General features: G+C 56.1%; 19 protein-coding genes. 10 read left to right on the forward strand and 9 right to left on the reverse strand.

The annotated features are described in order from the left end of the window. Window positions 1-311 precede the first annotated feature (311 nt). The gene (locus FPT15_RS03775; protein ID WP_145158637.1) at window positions 312-644 is read left to right on the forward strand and encodes a DUF6124 family protein; all 333 of its coding nucleotides are present in this window, start codon (window positions 312-314) and stop codon (window positions 642-644) included. A gap of 185 nt (window positions 645-829) precedes the next feature. Here the strand turns inward: FPT15_RS03775 and FPT15_RS03780 are convergent, their stop codons facing one another. The 6 genes from FPT15_RS03780 to msrA form a co-directional block, all read right to left on the reverse strand. Beyond that, window positions 830-1,354, reverse strand: coding sequence for a GNAT family N-acetyltransferase (locus FPT15_RS03780; RefSeq protein WP_145158639.1), 525 nt, complete (start codon window positions 1,352-1,354; stop codon window positions 830-832). Window positions 1,355-1,728: 374 nt separating this feature from the next. Beyond that, window positions 1,729-2,079, reverse strand: a complete 351-nt coding sequence (locus tag FPT15_RS03785; protein WP_145158641.1) for a hypothetical protein — start codon at window positions 2,077-2,079, stop codon at window positions 1,729-1,731. Window positions 2,080-2,177: 98 nt separating this feature from the next. Beyond that, window positions 2,178-2,420, reverse strand: a complete 243-nt coding sequence (locus FPT15_RS03790) for a hypothetical protein (protein WP_145158643.1) — start codon at window positions 2,418-2,420, stop codon at window positions 2,178-2,180. Window positions 2,421-2,432: 12 nt separating this feature from the next. Next, window positions 2,433-2,912, reverse strand: coding sequence for a hypothetical protein (locus tag FPT15_RS03795; RefSeq protein WP_145158645.1), 480 nt, complete (start codon window positions 2,910-2,912; stop codon window positions 2,433-2,435). 70 nt (window positions 2,913-2,982) lie between these two features. Further along, window positions 2,983-3,468: a GNAT family N-acetyltransferase gene (locus FPT15_RS03800; RefSeq protein WP_145158647.1), complete on the reverse strand. Its 486-nt coding sequence runs from the start codon at window positions 3,466-3,468 to the stop codon at window positions 2,983-2,985. Window positions 3,469-3,562: 94 nt separating this feature from the next. Next, window positions 3,563-4,069, reverse strand: a complete 507-nt coding sequence (gene msrA, locus FPT15_RS03805; RefSeq protein WP_145158649.1) for a peptide-methionine (S)-S-oxide reductase MsrA — start codon at window positions 4,067-4,069, stop codon at window positions 3,563-3,565. Window positions 4,070-4,388: 319 nt separating this feature from the next. Here msrA and selD point away from each other — a divergent pair, with 319 nt between their 5' ends. The 7 genes from selD (at window position 4,389) to FPT15_RS03840 (ending at window position 10,340) form a co-directional block, all read left to right on the forward strand. Continuing rightward, window positions 4,389-5,438, forward strand: coding sequence for a selenide, water dikinase SelD (selD, locus tag FPT15_RS03810; RefSeq protein WP_145158651.1), 1,050 nt, complete (start codon window positions 4,389-4,391; stop codon window positions 5,436-5,438). 1 nt (window position 5,439) lies between these two features. Next, window positions 5,440-6,210, forward strand: coding sequence for a sulfite exporter TauE/SafE family protein (locus FPT15_RS03815; RefSeq protein ID WP_145158653.1), 771 nt, complete (start codon window positions 5,440-5,442; stop codon window positions 6,208-6,210). A 73-nt stretch (window positions 6,211-6,283) separates the two neighbouring features. Then, window positions 6,284-7,480 carry a cysteine desulfurase family protein gene (locus FPT15_RS03820; protein WP_145158655.1) on the forward strand — a complete coding sequence of 399 codons (1,197 nt, stop codon included), beginning with the start codon at window positions 6,284-6,286 and terminating at the stop codon, window positions 7,478-7,480. After that, window positions 7,477-8,394 carry a bifunctional oligoribonuclease/PAP phosphatase NrnA gene (locus FPT15_RS03825; RefSeq protein ID WP_145158657.1) on the forward strand — a complete coding sequence of 306 codons (918 nt, stop codon included), beginning with the start codon at window positions 7,477-7,479 and terminating at the stop codon, window positions 8,392-8,394. Before FPT15_RS03820 ends, FPT15_RS03825 begins: the two co-directional genes overlap by 4 nt. A gap of 399 nt (window positions 8,395-8,793) precedes the next feature. After that, a complete protein-coding gene (locus FPT15_RS03830) occupies window positions 8,794-9,228 on the forward strand; it encodes a YeeE/YedE family protein (protein ID WP_145158659.1) in 435 nt (144 codons plus the stop codon). Between the two features lie 5 nt (window positions 9,229-9,233). Then, window positions 9,234-9,653, forward strand: a complete 420-nt coding sequence (locus FPT15_RS03835) for a DUF6691 family protein (protein WP_145158661.1) — start codon at window positions 9,234-9,236, stop codon at window positions 9,651-9,653. A 120-nt stretch (window positions 9,654-9,773) separates the two neighbouring features. Beyond that, window positions 9,774-10,340, forward strand: coding sequence for a hypothetical protein (locus FPT15_RS03840; protein ID WP_145158663.1), 567 nt, complete (start codon window positions 9,774-9,776; stop codon window positions 10,338-10,340). Window positions 10,341-10,674: 334 nt separating this feature from the next. Here FPT15_RS03840 and FPT15_RS03845 read toward each other — a convergent pair whose 3' ends face one another. Further along, on the reverse strand, window positions 10,675-11,556 hold the full coding sequence (locus tag FPT15_RS03845; RefSeq protein WP_145158665.1) for a LysR substrate-binding domain-containing protein: 882 nt from the start codon (window positions 11,554-11,556) through the stop codon (window positions 10,675-10,677). 123 nt (window positions 11,557-11,679) lie between these two features. On the opposite strand from FPT15_RS03845, the gene FPT15_RS03850 reads away from it, so the two are divergent. Further along, on the forward strand, window positions 11,680-12,189 hold the full coding sequence (locus tag FPT15_RS03850) for a sugar ABC transporter (protein WP_145158667.1): 510 nt from the start codon (window positions 11,680-11,682) through the stop codon (window positions 12,187-12,189). After that, on the forward strand, window positions 12,186-13,040 hold the full coding sequence (locus FPT15_RS03855; RefSeq protein ID WP_145158669.1) for an MBL fold metallo-hydrolase: 855 nt from the start codon (window positions 12,186-12,188) through the stop codon (window positions 13,038-13,040). Before FPT15_RS03850 ends, FPT15_RS03855 begins: the two co-directional genes overlap by 4 nt. 149 nt (window positions 13,041-13,189) lie before the next feature. On the opposite strand, the gene FPT15_RS03860 is transcribed toward FPT15_RS03855, so the two are convergent. Together FPT15_RS03860 and FPT15_RS03865 are read right to left on the reverse strand one after the other, a co-directional pair. Continuing rightward, on the reverse strand, window positions 13,190-13,504 hold the full coding sequence (locus FPT15_RS03860; RefSeq protein WP_145158671.1) for a hypothetical protein: 315 nt from the start codon (window positions 13,502-13,504) through the stop codon (window positions 13,190-13,192). A gap of 126 nt (window positions 13,505-13,630) precedes the next feature. Next, entirely contained in the window at window positions 13,631-14,026 is a 396-nt protein-coding gene (locus tag FPT15_RS03865; RefSeq protein WP_145158673.1) for a hypothetical protein, read from the reverse strand. Window positions 14,027-14,088 lie beyond the last annotated feature (62 nt).

Raw genomic sequence — 14,088 nt, forward strand, 5'->3', positions numbered from 1 at the left:
CCGAGGCGACAGCGCCTTGCTCCGTTGCCTACGCTTGCGTCAGAATCCGCCGGCTTGTGCGCTTGGGTGGGCGTCTCTAAGGTTGCTCGGTCGCTGAACACTCAGTGATCGGGTTTAGTAGCCCGAGCGATAACATAAAGTGCATGAGCCTCATCTGTCAGATGTTCTTGTCTGTGCTTGATGGTGGCTGTGTGCAGGGCGCCCTCGGGCGCGCCGGCTTTGTGTGTTTCCCCGGTCTACTAACCTGCGCACAGCTGCCACCCCATCGTTTAGTAGCGAAGAGGTGTTGGCCCTAATCAGGTACAACACACATGTTCAAAGTCACACCCAACCCTCCGAACGAGCCGGACCTGAAGCTGAACCAGGCGGCGCATCGCGCGATTAATCGCTATCTCAATCCAGAAACTGACCCACCTTTACCACCGACAGGCCTGTTCAGCGTTGCCGCCGACGCCAGCAACGAAACCCTGATCACCAACAGCTATGAAACCTTCTCCTCGGTAACCGCCTTGCTGCTTGACCTGTCGGAGGACCTGACCGGGAAACAGCGCGATGTGGCGCTGGCGATTCACCAGTTGAGTGAGCTGGGGGTTTTGTTGATGGACAGGCTGATGGAGCGGGAGGCTGCTGTAGCGGGTAGCTGAGCTTTCAACTGCATGACCCGAATAAACAACCGGGCTTACTCGCGAACATGTCGGGCCGGCAAATATTGATGTCGACTGACCCGCCGCTTTCGCGGGCAAGCCCGCTCCCACAGGGGGTTCTGCGCTTGACTGATTGGTGTGGGGAACAGGCCACCTTTAAAGCAGTGGCCTGCCGCCTGTTCTGTCTAATTCAACCGAATACACGGCAACCGATACCTCACCTCGACCAGCTGCACACCGCCCCTTTCAAGCGTGCGCTCACTGCCCGCCTCCTCAACACAGCCTACCCGGCGATAAAACCGGACAGCCCTTTCATTACGGGCCAACACCCACAGCGTTACCTGTTCAAACCCTTGCTCAGCCAAATACTGTAAGCCCGCGTTCCACAACGCCAGCCCGACGCCCGTGTGCCAGTGCTCCGCGACCACGTAGATGGCCATCACTTCACCTACGTTCTGCGCAGCAGCATCCTCATCACGGCTGGCGCCGACGGACACCCAGCCGACTACCTGCTTGTTAACCTGCGCCACCCAGACTTTTGATTCGCCCGACTCAATCGAGGCCATCCAAAATGACTCGCGCCTGGCCAACGTCGAGCTCAACGCACCCAAGTAGTCGGCGGGCATCAGCTCGCGATAGGCGTCCTGCCAACTGCTGATGTGCACCTGGGCAATCGCCCTGGCGTCTGCGGGTGAGGCGTGACGAATCATCGAAGCGCTCCTTGTTCGGATATCAAGGGGTTAGCGTAAGCCGGCCTCGATGACGATTTTGCGATGCACAGCCCCTCGTGCCCTCCATTCACACGCGTCCTGAGCCCACAATGGCGACTTTGCTGGCATCACAGCTATCTGAAGCAATGATAAAACGCCGATTTCCGCTGGCTTTGAGCCTTCTATGGCGCACGTCGTGTTTTTCATCTACTCCATCGTAATCAGCCTGGCACTCGGACTGGCGTTCAGTTTGGAGACGCTAGTCAGCAGCGCCATCAGTTTGTACCTGCCAGCCGGCGCACTCTTGGTATTCGCGCGGCGGCTCGCGAGCCTGGAGGTGGGATGCCACATCAATAGGCTGCGGACAGTGTTCATCAGCCGGCTAAAGCGCTCGCCGCCGCGTCCTCAAACATTGGCCCACCGAAGGTGAAGAATTTAAACGCTATCTTCTCGTGCCTGACATCTCTTAGCTCATACCGAATTCTGTCGAGCCCATCATTTACACGGGTAACGTTAAGGCGCATGAATTGGGTGATCCCACCGCCAAATTCACTCAGGTTGAGCGCGCTCACATCCTGAAAATGTAGGGTCACCGCATCCCAATCTGTTGTATCGACGGACAACGTCAACGCCAGGTCGTATTTGAAGTCTTCGAACTGTATGTCGATGGCGATGACACAGTCATGCTCTCGCAGCAGCTCGTTCAAACGATCAAGTCTATCCATGTGCGGGCCCACTTTGGCTCCAATTCCATGCCATGCGCATATCGTTCCCTGCATCAAAAAAACGAAGTTAGACCGGGTCTAAAAGGTGCCTACAGCCTTCAGCCAACCTGCTCAAACCGCCGCCGCTTCACGAACAACCCCACTCCCAGCGCAACGGCAAAAATCGACAGCAACCCCAGATCAACCCCGAACACGTGGGTTTGGCTCGAAGCAACGCAACCCACCGCGCCACCCACCACCAATATCACCCCCAGCCACTTGCGCAGCGGGTATGACCTAAGAAACCGATCCAACAGAAAGAACAGCACCAGGACGATGGCCAGCTGGGTAATTTCGAACATGGGCGTCTCCCGTCAGGTCTTGATGATCAGCGTGGAAGCCGTGCGTTGCGGGCCAATACCGCCGCTGACTTGCGCTTCGATGCTGACCAGTATGTCGCCCGCATGATAGGTGGGCAGGATTGAATTGGCATACATGCGCACACCGGCGCCGACGGGAGCGCCCACGTAAGGGGATGCTACATAGGAGGTCGCAGAAGCGAAGGCCGTGGCGGCCAGGTTGGCGACCTGGGTGCGCTGGGCATTGAGGACATCGCCCTGCTGCCGAGTCAGAGGTTTGGAGATGCCGATCATCCTCATGCACGGCCGGCCCTTGGCCAACATCTTGTCGTACACCTCGACGACCTTGCTGTTGACCTCATAGTGGGCGCTTTTCGCCTCGCCAAAATGCAGCTCGCGCAGGCGGCCGCGTTCGTTGTCGGTAAGGGTGATCTGCGATACGTTGAAAACGATCCCGTGATTGCCTATGTATTGGAAAGTCCCTTCGAACTTCATCGCACGCATCCCTTCGAGCCAAAGACGGCGATTCTCTAGAAGGAATGCATAGGATTCAAATCATTTCACCCTACGGGCCAGTTACGCCGCGCGCCGTAAGGTGCTGACGGACGTAATAATTGTCGAATTCACTGCTTTCGACGAATTGGAAACCATGGCGGGTATAAAACCGGTTCGAGGCGCTTTCTTTGAGAGCACCCACTTTGATCGGCAGTGCAGCCGCATCCGCTTCTTTGAAAATCTGAGCAAGCACCGCAGCACCTACCCCTGCCCCTTGCGCACTCGGCCTCACGTACAGGTGGTCGAGCACGAGTTGATCGGGATAGTGCTTGACCACGACAAAGCCGACCCGGTCTCCAGCGACCTCAATGTAACGGGTGTTGTGGGCTTCGAATCCGCTGACAAAGCGCTCACGCGCCCGCACCGGATCAAACCGCCCGACACGCTCCAGGCTGTCGCGCATCGCCTCGATTCGAATGGCAACCAAATCGTCCACGTCGCCGGGTTGAGTGAGGACTAACCTGACGGGGGCGTTTTGATCGCGTGTGATGGGCATGACGTTGCACTCTATATAGGCGCAGGAGTAAGACCACGTTTATACGGTTTCCCGAAGCGTGGTCTACCTTGTTTTTTTTAAGCGCACCTCAAGCTCAGGCGCGCTTGGGCAACTTCCAGTTCGGCCGGATGAAGTGGCAGGTATAGCCATTGGGTATGCGCTCCAGATAATCCTGATGCTCCGGCTCCGCTTCCCAAAACGGCCCTGCGGGTTCTATCTCAGTCACCACACGGCCTGGCCACAACTTGGAGGCATCCACGTCGGCAGCGGTGTCTTCGGCGATGTCGCGTTGCTGTTCGCTCAGGTAATAAATCGCTGAACGATAGCTTGGCCCAAGGTCATTGCCCTGGCGGTTAGGCGTGCTGGGGTCGTGGATTTGGAAAAAGAACTCGAGAATCTGCCGGTACGTGATCACCGCAGGATCAAACACGATCTCAATCGCTTCAGCATGATTGCCGTGGTTGCGATAAGTGGCATTCGGCACATCGCCGCCGGTGTAGCCGACTCGCGTGCTGAGGACGCCGGGGTAGCGCCGCAACAGGTCCTGCATGCCCCAGAAGCAGCCGCCGGCAAGGATTGCGGTTTCGGTTTGGTTGGTCATGGTCTGCCCTTGTGCTGAATGAGTACCGGGATAGTTATGGGGCTGCGCTGGGCAATAGCAAGGGTGAACGTCGGGTCGCGCTCGCCTCACTCATAAAATTCCCGGCCAGCAAAATGGCCGCACAGCGCTGCGCAGCCGTGAGGCAATGGTTCATACGCCACTGCGCGCTGACATCCGCATGACTTCAAAATGCCGCCATTGCGTCATATTTCTGCAATGAAACCATGCGATTTTTGTCGGCGGAAATAGGACATAACAGCCAGCTCTAGCACGCTAAGCCGCTGTTTTAATTATGGAAAATGGACTTTAAGGAAAGCCGATGTCGATGTTTTGTCAGATTATGGATAAATCTGAGAGTGGTGGGTGCGGGTGCAAGATCCCATCCAGCGTGTTAACGAAGATTCTGTCGCAAACTGCAGCAGCCAATACGGTGTCGGATGACAAAGTGGTATTGGGCTTTGAGTCTTCTGACGATTGCGCCGTCTATGACGCAGGTGAAAAATACCTTTTATTCACCACCGATTTTTTCTCCCCGATAGTCAACGATCCTTATGTCTTCGGCCAATTGGCAGCCAGCAATGCTGTCAGCGATATCTTTGCTTCAGGCGGGAGCCCACTGATTGCCAACTCGATCATGGCGTTCGACCCGGAACTGATTTCGGCCGAGCAGGTAACGCAGATGATCCTGGGCGCCCAGTCGGTGATGAACAAGTTCAATGTGAGCATCGTCGGTGGCCATACGATCAAGAACAGCCAGCCCTTGTACGGTTTCTCGATCATTGGTGAGGTGGAAAAACACCGGCTGAAGAAAAACAACACCGCCAGGGCCGGAGATTTGCTGGTCATGACGCGTCCGATCGGTGTCGGCATCCTCGCCAATGCCCTGAAGACCGGCGTGATTGAGCAAGAGGATATTGCCGCGTCGACGCTTGCCCAGATCACCGGCGACAACGCGTTTGGCCGCACGCTGAGCGAAAGTCCTGAAGTCAGCAGTTTGACTGATATCACCGGGTTCGGCCTGATCGGCCATATCAGTGAGATGGTCGGGCTGGGGCAACTGGATGTTGACCTGGACACGAGCGGCCTGGTTTTTTATGACGGTACAGAGTCATTGGCGGTGGCGGTGACGTCGGCTGACAGCGGTATTTTTTCTAACCTAAAAAAGTACGCGCAGAACGTGGAGTACCTGGCTGATCTTCCCTTGGCTAGAAAGTTTCTGTTGCATGACCCGCAAACGAATGGCGGTTTGCTGTTCACGGTGAGTGCCGAAGGGTTTGAAACGAACCGTCGAGCGTGGCAGGCGCTTTGCCCTGATCTGATTGTTATTGGTCGGATGAAGGAAGGGACCGGCAAGATCAAGGTCTGCTGAGATGGTAGTCGTGACAATCTACCCGGTGATGGTCGGTGTGGGCGTGATGGCGGGTTTTATGTCAGGTCTGTTCGGTATCGGTGGGGGCATCATCGTGACGCCCCTGTTGGTGCTGATTTACCCGATATTGTCCGGTCAGAAACTGCCGATTGAAGTCGTGACGGGGCTGTCTTCCGCACAGGGCTTCTTTTCGTCCCTCGTGTCGTTCGCGCTGCACCGCATCAAGTTTCAGCCCGATTGGCGAGTGATCAGAAGCTTTGCCGTACCGATGGCTGTCGCCAACTTTTTTGCCTCGCTGAATGCTGATGCTTTCAGCGAAAACTTCATCCTGTTCGTCTTCGGCCTGCTGGGGTTGATGTCGTTGTTGGTCACGTACCTGTTCCGTAAACCGGTGGCCCTGTTGTGCAACCATCAATCGCTGTCGTTGCCACTGATAGGGCTGGTGCTGGGCGTATTGTGCGGCCTGGTTGGACAGGGCGGCGGGTTTATCTACTTGCCTGTGCTGATCAGCTTGTTTGGTCTGCAGATAAAGCAGGCCATTTCGACCTCGGCGCTGATCGGCATCATCGGCGCAAGTGGGGCGTTGTTCGGCAGAGTGGGTTCAACCATGGACTTTCTCGGCTACACCGGTGAGTTGGTACTGGGGATATTGGTGGGGGGTTTGCTCGGAGCCATGCTTTCTCATCGGCTGGACTCGCGGCACCTGAAACAGGCGCTGAATGCTTTCGTTTTGCTGTGCTCGCTCCAACTCATGCTGCGCGTGCTTATTTGACCTGTGAGTCTCTGTTCGCACCTGCGAGCAGCATCCTGAATGACATAAAAAAGAAAACCTGGAAGTGTTTGATATGGATATTGCTGTGGATGCAGTTTATGCCGACGTCTGTGGGTCGGCACCGGTTTCAATGGGTGTGAGCAACATGCTTCAGGCGTTGTTTTCGACCCGCCAATGCGCCAACCCCAATGCCAATCACGCCTTGGGCGTTGCGTTGCTCGAACGCGTCGAACGGGCGCGTGGCAGCATCGCCAGCCTTTTGAACGTGGACGCCGACTGCCTGATTTTCAATAGCGGCTCCAGTGAGGGCTGTGCCCAGGTGTTTCATGGTTTTTTCGAACGCTACAAGCATGAGCAACCCTTGGTGTTGTACTCAGCGATCGAACACGCCTGCACCCTGCAGAACATAAACCGCTACGGCCTGGAAGGCCTGCAAGCCATAGCGATCGGGCATCAAATGAACGGACTGCTCGACACCGACCAATTGGAGCAGCTGCTGCGTGCCCATGCAGGTCGTCCGACCCTGGTTTGCGTTATGGCCGTGCATAACGAAACCGGCGTGATTCAACCGATCGAAGACATCGCCCGACAAGTGAAGGCTGGAGGTGGTTGGCTGTTTTCGGACATGACCCAGGCCATCGGCAAAATCCCTGTGGACCTGCACGCATCCGGCGTTGATTTCGCCATTGCGTCAGGACACAAGTTCGGGGCGTTGCCCGGTGCCGGTTTTCTGTACGCCAGAAGCCGCTACGGGTTGTCGCCATTGATTGTTGGCGGCGGCCAGGAAGGCGGGTTGCGCGGGGGTACTCAGAACTATCCGGGCATTCTTTCGATTGAAACCGCGTTGCAGGAAAAACAGCACACCTACGGCACCGGCAGAGTCGCGGTACAACAGAGCCGGGAAACGTTTGAACGTACGCTGCAAGCGATGCTGGGCGAAGTGGTCGTGATCGGTCAGCAAGCACCGCGTGTACCTTGTGTGAGTTTTGTTGCATTGCCAGGGGTCAATACAAAAAAACTGCAGTGGGCCTTGAACACGCAGTCGATCTACATCACCGGTGGGTCGGCATGCTCGGACAAGAAACTGAGCCTGTCCAACACGGTTACACAACTGGGATATCCCGACCGGATCGCCGGGGCCACGGTGCGCATTTCCATCGACGAAGCACAGTGTCAATTCGCCTATGAGCGGATTCTGGCGGGCATCGCCCAAGCGCTGAAGCTGTCTTCGACTGTCCCGGCAGCTCACACTGCGAACCACGTGTTATGAGAGTGGTGACCTCAGGCTCGGCGTACCTGGACATCGACGCGTATGCCTGCTGCATTGCGTACGCCGAGCTGTTGAATCTCCAGGGCGTTGATGCTCGGGCCGTCAGTAGCGCCCCGCTCAATGTCAGCATCTCCAGGACCGTGCTCGAATGGCAATCATCTCTGGACGATTACCGGCCGGGAGCGGGTGATGAGTTCGTGTTGGTGGATGTCTCCGACTACCACCATTTCGACCCGCTGGTGGTGCTTGAACAGGTGGTGGAGGTCATTGACCATCACCCAGGCTTTGAAAACTATTGGGCGCAGAAGCTCGGACCGGCGGCAGACATCCTGCCGATCGGCGCAGCGGCAACGCTGATTTTTCAGCGCTGGGAAGCGGCAGAGCTGTTGCCGCTGATCAGCGAAAAAAGTGCTGCGCTGCTGGCCACGGCCATTTTGGACAATACCCTGAATTTCACCGGGCAGTTGACCACCCAAGCGGATATCCGGGCGTATGAAGTCCTCGCAGAGCGGGCGAAGCTGGAGGCCGACTGGCCCGAGCGGTATTTCTCCGAGTGCCAAGCCACTGTCGAGTCAGACCTGATTGGCGCGTTGGCGGTTGATGTGAAGCGACTGAAAGCCGAGAGCAACTTGCCGCAGGTTTTCGCGCAGCTGGCGGTATGGGATGCCAGTGCGCTCATCCGAACGCATCGTGCAGCGATCGGTGACTGGCTGGCGGCGCAGGGTGAAGACTGGCTGTTGAACGTCATCAGCATCCGCGAGTGCAAAAGCTACTTTCTGGCTGAGCCCTTGGTCAGCCAACAAAAGTTGAGCCATTTGCTGTCGATCGAATGGCAGGCCGCAATGGCGGTGCTTGAGCCCGCGCTGCTACGCAAGGAACTGTTGAAGCTGGGGTTGGCCGCGTCTGCGGTTTGAGTAAACCGTAGCTGGTTTTGTAGTCGCGTCTAAAGGCTGTTTTTGGGCGACAGTAGCCGCTATGACACGCCACTTCCGGCCAAGCCAGTGAGCCACTTCAACCCTATCTGTGAGCAAAACCAAATACCCCGCACTTCAACCAAAGGCGGGGCGTTCTCTCCAGCATCGGCGTGGCCGCGGTCGACACTTAGGCTTCGACGGCGTGGGTCAGTGCGTCCATGCCGGTGGCGGCGCACAGGGCAATGCCCATTATGTTCACGGAGGGACTGGGAGCAGCGCTTCACCATTTCATGGGGGCGGCAGCAAAACCTGATTTGCGCAGACCCAGACCCGCACGGATGGTTATGATGCTTCGCTGATCGACAGCCCTCACCCACCCTACTGTGCAGGAAATGCAAAATGAGCATTGATTGGATCAACTTCACGCCTTGGACTTCATTAGGCGCAGGCGCCTTGATCGGACTTTCCGTCAGCGTGTTTGTTCTCGCCAATGGCCGAGTCGCAGGTATCAGCGGCTTGCTGGGAAGCGTGATGCGGTTTGGCAGTGAGGGCTGGGGCGAGAAAGCGTTGTTTCTTCTTGGCCTGGTGATTGCGCCATTGCTGTGGGGGCTGTTTAGCGTGTTGCCACAGATCGAGATCGCGGCACAGTGGCCGGCCTTGGTGATGGCGGGCCTGCTCGTCGGCTTGGGAACCCGGTACGGCTCCGGCTGTACCAGTGGTCACGGCGTGTGTGGAATCTCTCGATTGTCACCCCGCTCCCTGGTGGCGACTGTGTGCTTTATGGCCGCCGGCTTTGCAACGGTGTACCTCATCCGCCATGTGCTGGGAGTTTGAAGCTGATGCTCAAGTTGACCGCATTTCTCGCCGGGCTGATCTTTGGCCTGGGCCTGCTCTTGGGCGGCATGGCCAACCCCGCCAAGGTGTTGGCGTTTCTCGATGTGGCCGGGGCCTGGGACCCGTCACTCACCTTGGTGATGGTCGGGGCCATCGCCGTGGCGGTTATCCCTATGAGTTGGGCGCGCAAGAACAAGCAGTCCTTACTCGCGGCGCCCATGCAGTTACCTGTTAACCGGGAGTTGGACATGCGCTTGATAGGGGGCAGCGTGGTGTTCGGTATTGGCTGGGGAATGGCGGGTATCTGCCCTGGGCCAGCGGTCGCCATTCTGTTTACCGGGCACTGGCAAATTCTCATCTTCGTAGTGGCGATGCTGGTGGGTATGTATGTGTTTTCCAGCCTGGAAGGCCGGCGCACGTCTTGATGGGGTTGACCCCGATTTTTATAGACTGGTAGATATCAGCCCTGACCCTATTCGCCGTTATCGAACCGCTGGGGTAAGCTTCGCGCCACAGGCTTCCCCCAGCAAGGAGAATAGACGGCGATGGGCTTGTTCAGTCGATTGTTCGGCGATCGCTTCACACAACCCCCACCCGATGAACCACGGTTGAGCGATGCCGCGATTATGCGTGAGCTTTATCCATTCGGTGCGCAACTGAAAACGTTCACCCAGGCCCTGTTGGCGCGGCTGCCTGACAAGGAACGTGCGCGTCTCGTGAGAAGGGTGTCGCGCTATTACAACCTGGGTGAAGACCCGGCCACCGCGTTGGTCAGTGGTCTTTTGGACGCTGAGAAAGGCCAGTTACTCAATAATCTGGTTCTCATGGCCGTGGACGTGCACGGCTTCGATGATTTCAAGTACCTGGCACCGAAACTGGTTGAAGCCAGCGGTATTGACCAGGTTTATGCCTACAAGCTGGAAGAGACGCCATCACTGATGCAAGTGCTGATCGATTTCGATCAATGGCTGACCGGGTTCGGGAAGCGCTTTCTGCATGTGGATACAGGCGGCGCCGATTATGTGGGTTGCATCATTGAGCAAGACTGCGTCGAAAACCTGATCGCGCTGGCCAAGCAGGCTGGCATCGACGCACGGCTCGATCCCTTTTGAGACACGTTGGCTGACCGCTAATGAACCAGGCTGTGTGAAAACACCCGCCGAGCAGCTCAAAACCTGCGGTTTAAAACAGAGTAAAAACGGGGTCAGACCACGTTTTATAATAGTGGTCTGACCCTATTGTTCTCTTCATCGGATAGAGCATGTGCCTTCCATCTGAATCGACCAAAACAACAGAGTATTTCTTGTAAAAACGGGGTCAGACCACCTTTTATAATAGTGGTCTGACCCTATTCTTCTCCTATTCTTCTCTGAGTCGTTTTCAGCCGTTCGCGATAGACAGCAATCGGCCAGAAGCCGTCACTCAATCTACAAAATCAGGGGCGGTTCACTGCGCCTCCTCCAACAGCCAATGCGCAAATGCCTGGATGGGCGGGCGACTCAGCTCAAGGGGTTCAGGTAACACGAGGCAAAACGTCTTGGCGACATTCTCCTTCTGCGGCCATGGGGCAACCAGCCGGCCCTGCGCCAACTCCGCCTCCACGTACATCCGCGGTACGAGTGCCACACCCAGGCCAGCCAGTGCTGCCTCAATCAACATCGCATGCAAGTCGTAGCGTGCGCCCATCGCTGGGTTACTTAGGACAATTCCGGTTTCCTGGGCATAGCGCTGCCACGCATCCGGGTTCTGTCGTCGGTGTAATCGCGGCAGTGAATCCAGCGCCGTTGCCTGCTTTCCCTGCTTCAGTAGGACAGGATGACAAACCGGAATTAACACTTCGTTCAACAAGCGATGCGTGTGCATGCCTGTCCAGGCCGGGTGCTCAAAATGGATGGCTGCATCAACACCACTACCAGCAAGTACGAACGGCTCCATGCGTTCCGAGAGGTGTACGCAGATATTCGGGTGTTGCTGGCTAAAGCCAGATAAACGAGGGATGAGCCAGCGCAAGGCAAAGGTCGGGCTGACGGCGATATCCAGACTTGCACCGTTCTCGGGCTGGCCCATCAAATACTGGCTGTCCCTGTCTAGACGATCGAGCAGTTCGCGAACTTGCACCGCGTATCGCTCACCGTTAGGCAAGAGTCGCACGCGGTTGCCCACGCGCTCGAAAAGGGTGACTCCCAGAAAGACTTCCAAGCGACCTATTTGCCGACTGATTGCGCCCTCGGTTAACGCCAACTCATTGGCGGCGCGGGCAAAGCTGCCATGACGGGCTGCTGTCTCAAAGGCAATCAGCGCAGCGTTACTGGGTAGCTTTCGACGCATGGTCCTTTCCTTGAGTCAAGATAACCAACTTGATGTTAAGTCACTGATGGGTGCCGAAAATTCGTTTTATCAGGTATTACCACACCACTAGCATGATGAAACATCAATCTATGTGGTGACTTTATGATTTACACAGTCGAATGCAACTACGCTGAACCTGACAGCGAAGCCGAGTGGAATGAGTTTTACACCCTGGAAAAACTGCCCGCGCTGATTTCGGTGAGCGGTTTCAGCTCTTCACAGCGTTTCAAAGCCTTGAGCGGCAATTGCCCGGCCTACTTGGCCTTGCATTCCGTTGAGACGCTCGCTGTATTGCAGAGCGACGAATACCGCGTAAAGGGAGGTGGCAATTTTTCTCGCTGGCATTCTCACATCACTGATTGGAAACGCAACCTCTATGCCGCAGAAGGCCGTGCAGTTGCCGTGGGCGCGGACGAGTTCCTGTTGATCAGTGAACAAGGCCCTCACGTACTGATTGAACTAGGCCTTACACCTGTAGCACTGCACGCCTTTGCGTTGGACAAGTCTCCTGCACACCGTTGGCTGGCCAAACTGGATTGCACTCAGGCCAAAGCCAACGATCTGCAGGGGCTTAATGTCTATCGCGCCATGACGGAGCAGCTACAGTCATGAATAAGGCAGAAATACCTAACTGGAGGCTCCCCAGCCAGCAAGTCGGTGAGTTTTCGATCACAGCCATCAGCGACGGCTACTTGGGAGCGAACCTGGATTTTCTCGCCAACATCGCTCCCTCGGAGGCGGCCCGACTGCAGTTAGCCGCCGGAATCAGGGAGCCTGCGTCGATCCATATCAATTGCTATCTGGTACGTGGGCGTGGCCGAACGATTCTGATCGACGCCGGCGCCGGTGGATTCAATCACTGGGGCGGCGAGTTGCTGACGCATCTTGCACTGGCCGGAGTGCAGACTGCCGACATAGATACGGTTCTGTTGACTCACGCGCACCCCGACCACGTAGGTGGCTTGTTAAACGCAGAGGGAGACATGGCCTTTGGTAATGCTGAGTTGGTTGTGCATCAGCGAGAGCTAGCGTTCTGGGAGGACGATGGTCACCTTGGCAAGGCCAGTGAACGTGCGCGTGGAAACTTTCTGTTTGCACGAAGGGTGTTCGAACGGTACCGGAAAAATCTGCGCCCGTTCGCCACCGATGATGTCTTGCCGGGCATCAGCGCGATGCCATTGCCTGGGCATACCGTCGGGCATTGCGGCTACCGATTTGAGTCCGGTGCACGCAGCTTGCTGATATGGGGCGATATTGTTCATTTTCCTCAGATTCAGATTGCGCGCCCCGATGTCACGATTGCCTTCGACCAAGATCCCCTGCTATCGGCGGCCACGCGAACGAGACTGCTGGATTTGGCCAGTTCAGATAACTTGATGGTCGCTGGCATGCACTTAGGAGCGCTCGGCTTTGCTCATATCAAGCGCTCAGGGAGCACCTACGCCATTGCTTACGAAACGTAAGTCAAGTACGGGCAGCAAACTGTCTTTCGATAGTTTTTCTTCGCGGCTGAAAACTTGCCAGGAACGATAAAGGGAGCACATTTGTTTGCACGACTCTGACGTCCGCTTTTGGCCGATTGCGGCCAGACATAGGATTCAGCCCCATGATTTTACCGGCCAACAAGCCTGCGTGCTCTCTGACGGTGAGACTGAGACAGCGTTTTGTCCTCGGCGCAGTGAGCCAGGAGCGCGGTCATCGCAATGTCTACAGGAAAGCCATCCTCCAGCCATTTAAGCGCCAGTCCCGACCAATATTCGGAATGTGACGTCAAGGCTGTGATCACCAGCGGCTGCAACGCAATGTCAGTAGGTAGCGTATATTTTTTGCTAAGAGCGCTTACCGCATCTGGCAAATCGAGTACCGCCATTTCGAAAGGTTTCTCAAGCAGCGGTAATAGCCAGACATAGCTAAATTCTTCGTTCATCTTTTCCCCCGATTGCTAATGGTCGCTTTTTGCCGTAGCACAAGAGGAGGAATCAACCCAGCGCAGAACAGTGGCCGCCAATGGCGGCAATATCCGGGTGCGCCGAAAACAGACTTTATAGAAGGCTCAAGGTTGATTACCTTCGTGTTGTGAGTTCAGGCGTCCAAGACCGTAGTAGTTCATGAATTCGCGCATAGTCGGTGAAAGCGTCTCTTGTGAAGCAATCTGCCAGAATTTTCTTTCCCCAAGAACCGGCTCAAACCGCTTGATGAGTTCCTGCGCTGTATTGTGATGGCCAACACGCAGCCAGTGCCTGAACATGTATTCGTTTTCCTGCCGCGATAGCTGTGCTGCTTGGATTAGTCTGAGTGAGTACCGAAAGTTCAGTGGCCATAATTGCTTTAGAAAATCGAGTCTCTGAGCGTTTGGAAGGCCCACTAACCACTGCTTCACATCCTTATCCACCTGAGCATTACTAGAACGCGACGCCACCTGCCCCGGTGTGAAACGAGAGTCGTCCATGGTGTGCAAGGCCTAAGCGTATAAGGGAAGGTCACATTCTCTCCTATGCATAGGAATGACGG

This window comes from Pseudomonas sp. RGB, from assembly GCF_007713445.1.
Classification (GTDB): Bacteria; Pseudomonadota; Gammaproteobacteria; order Pseudomonadales; family Pseudomonadaceae; genus Aquipseudomonas.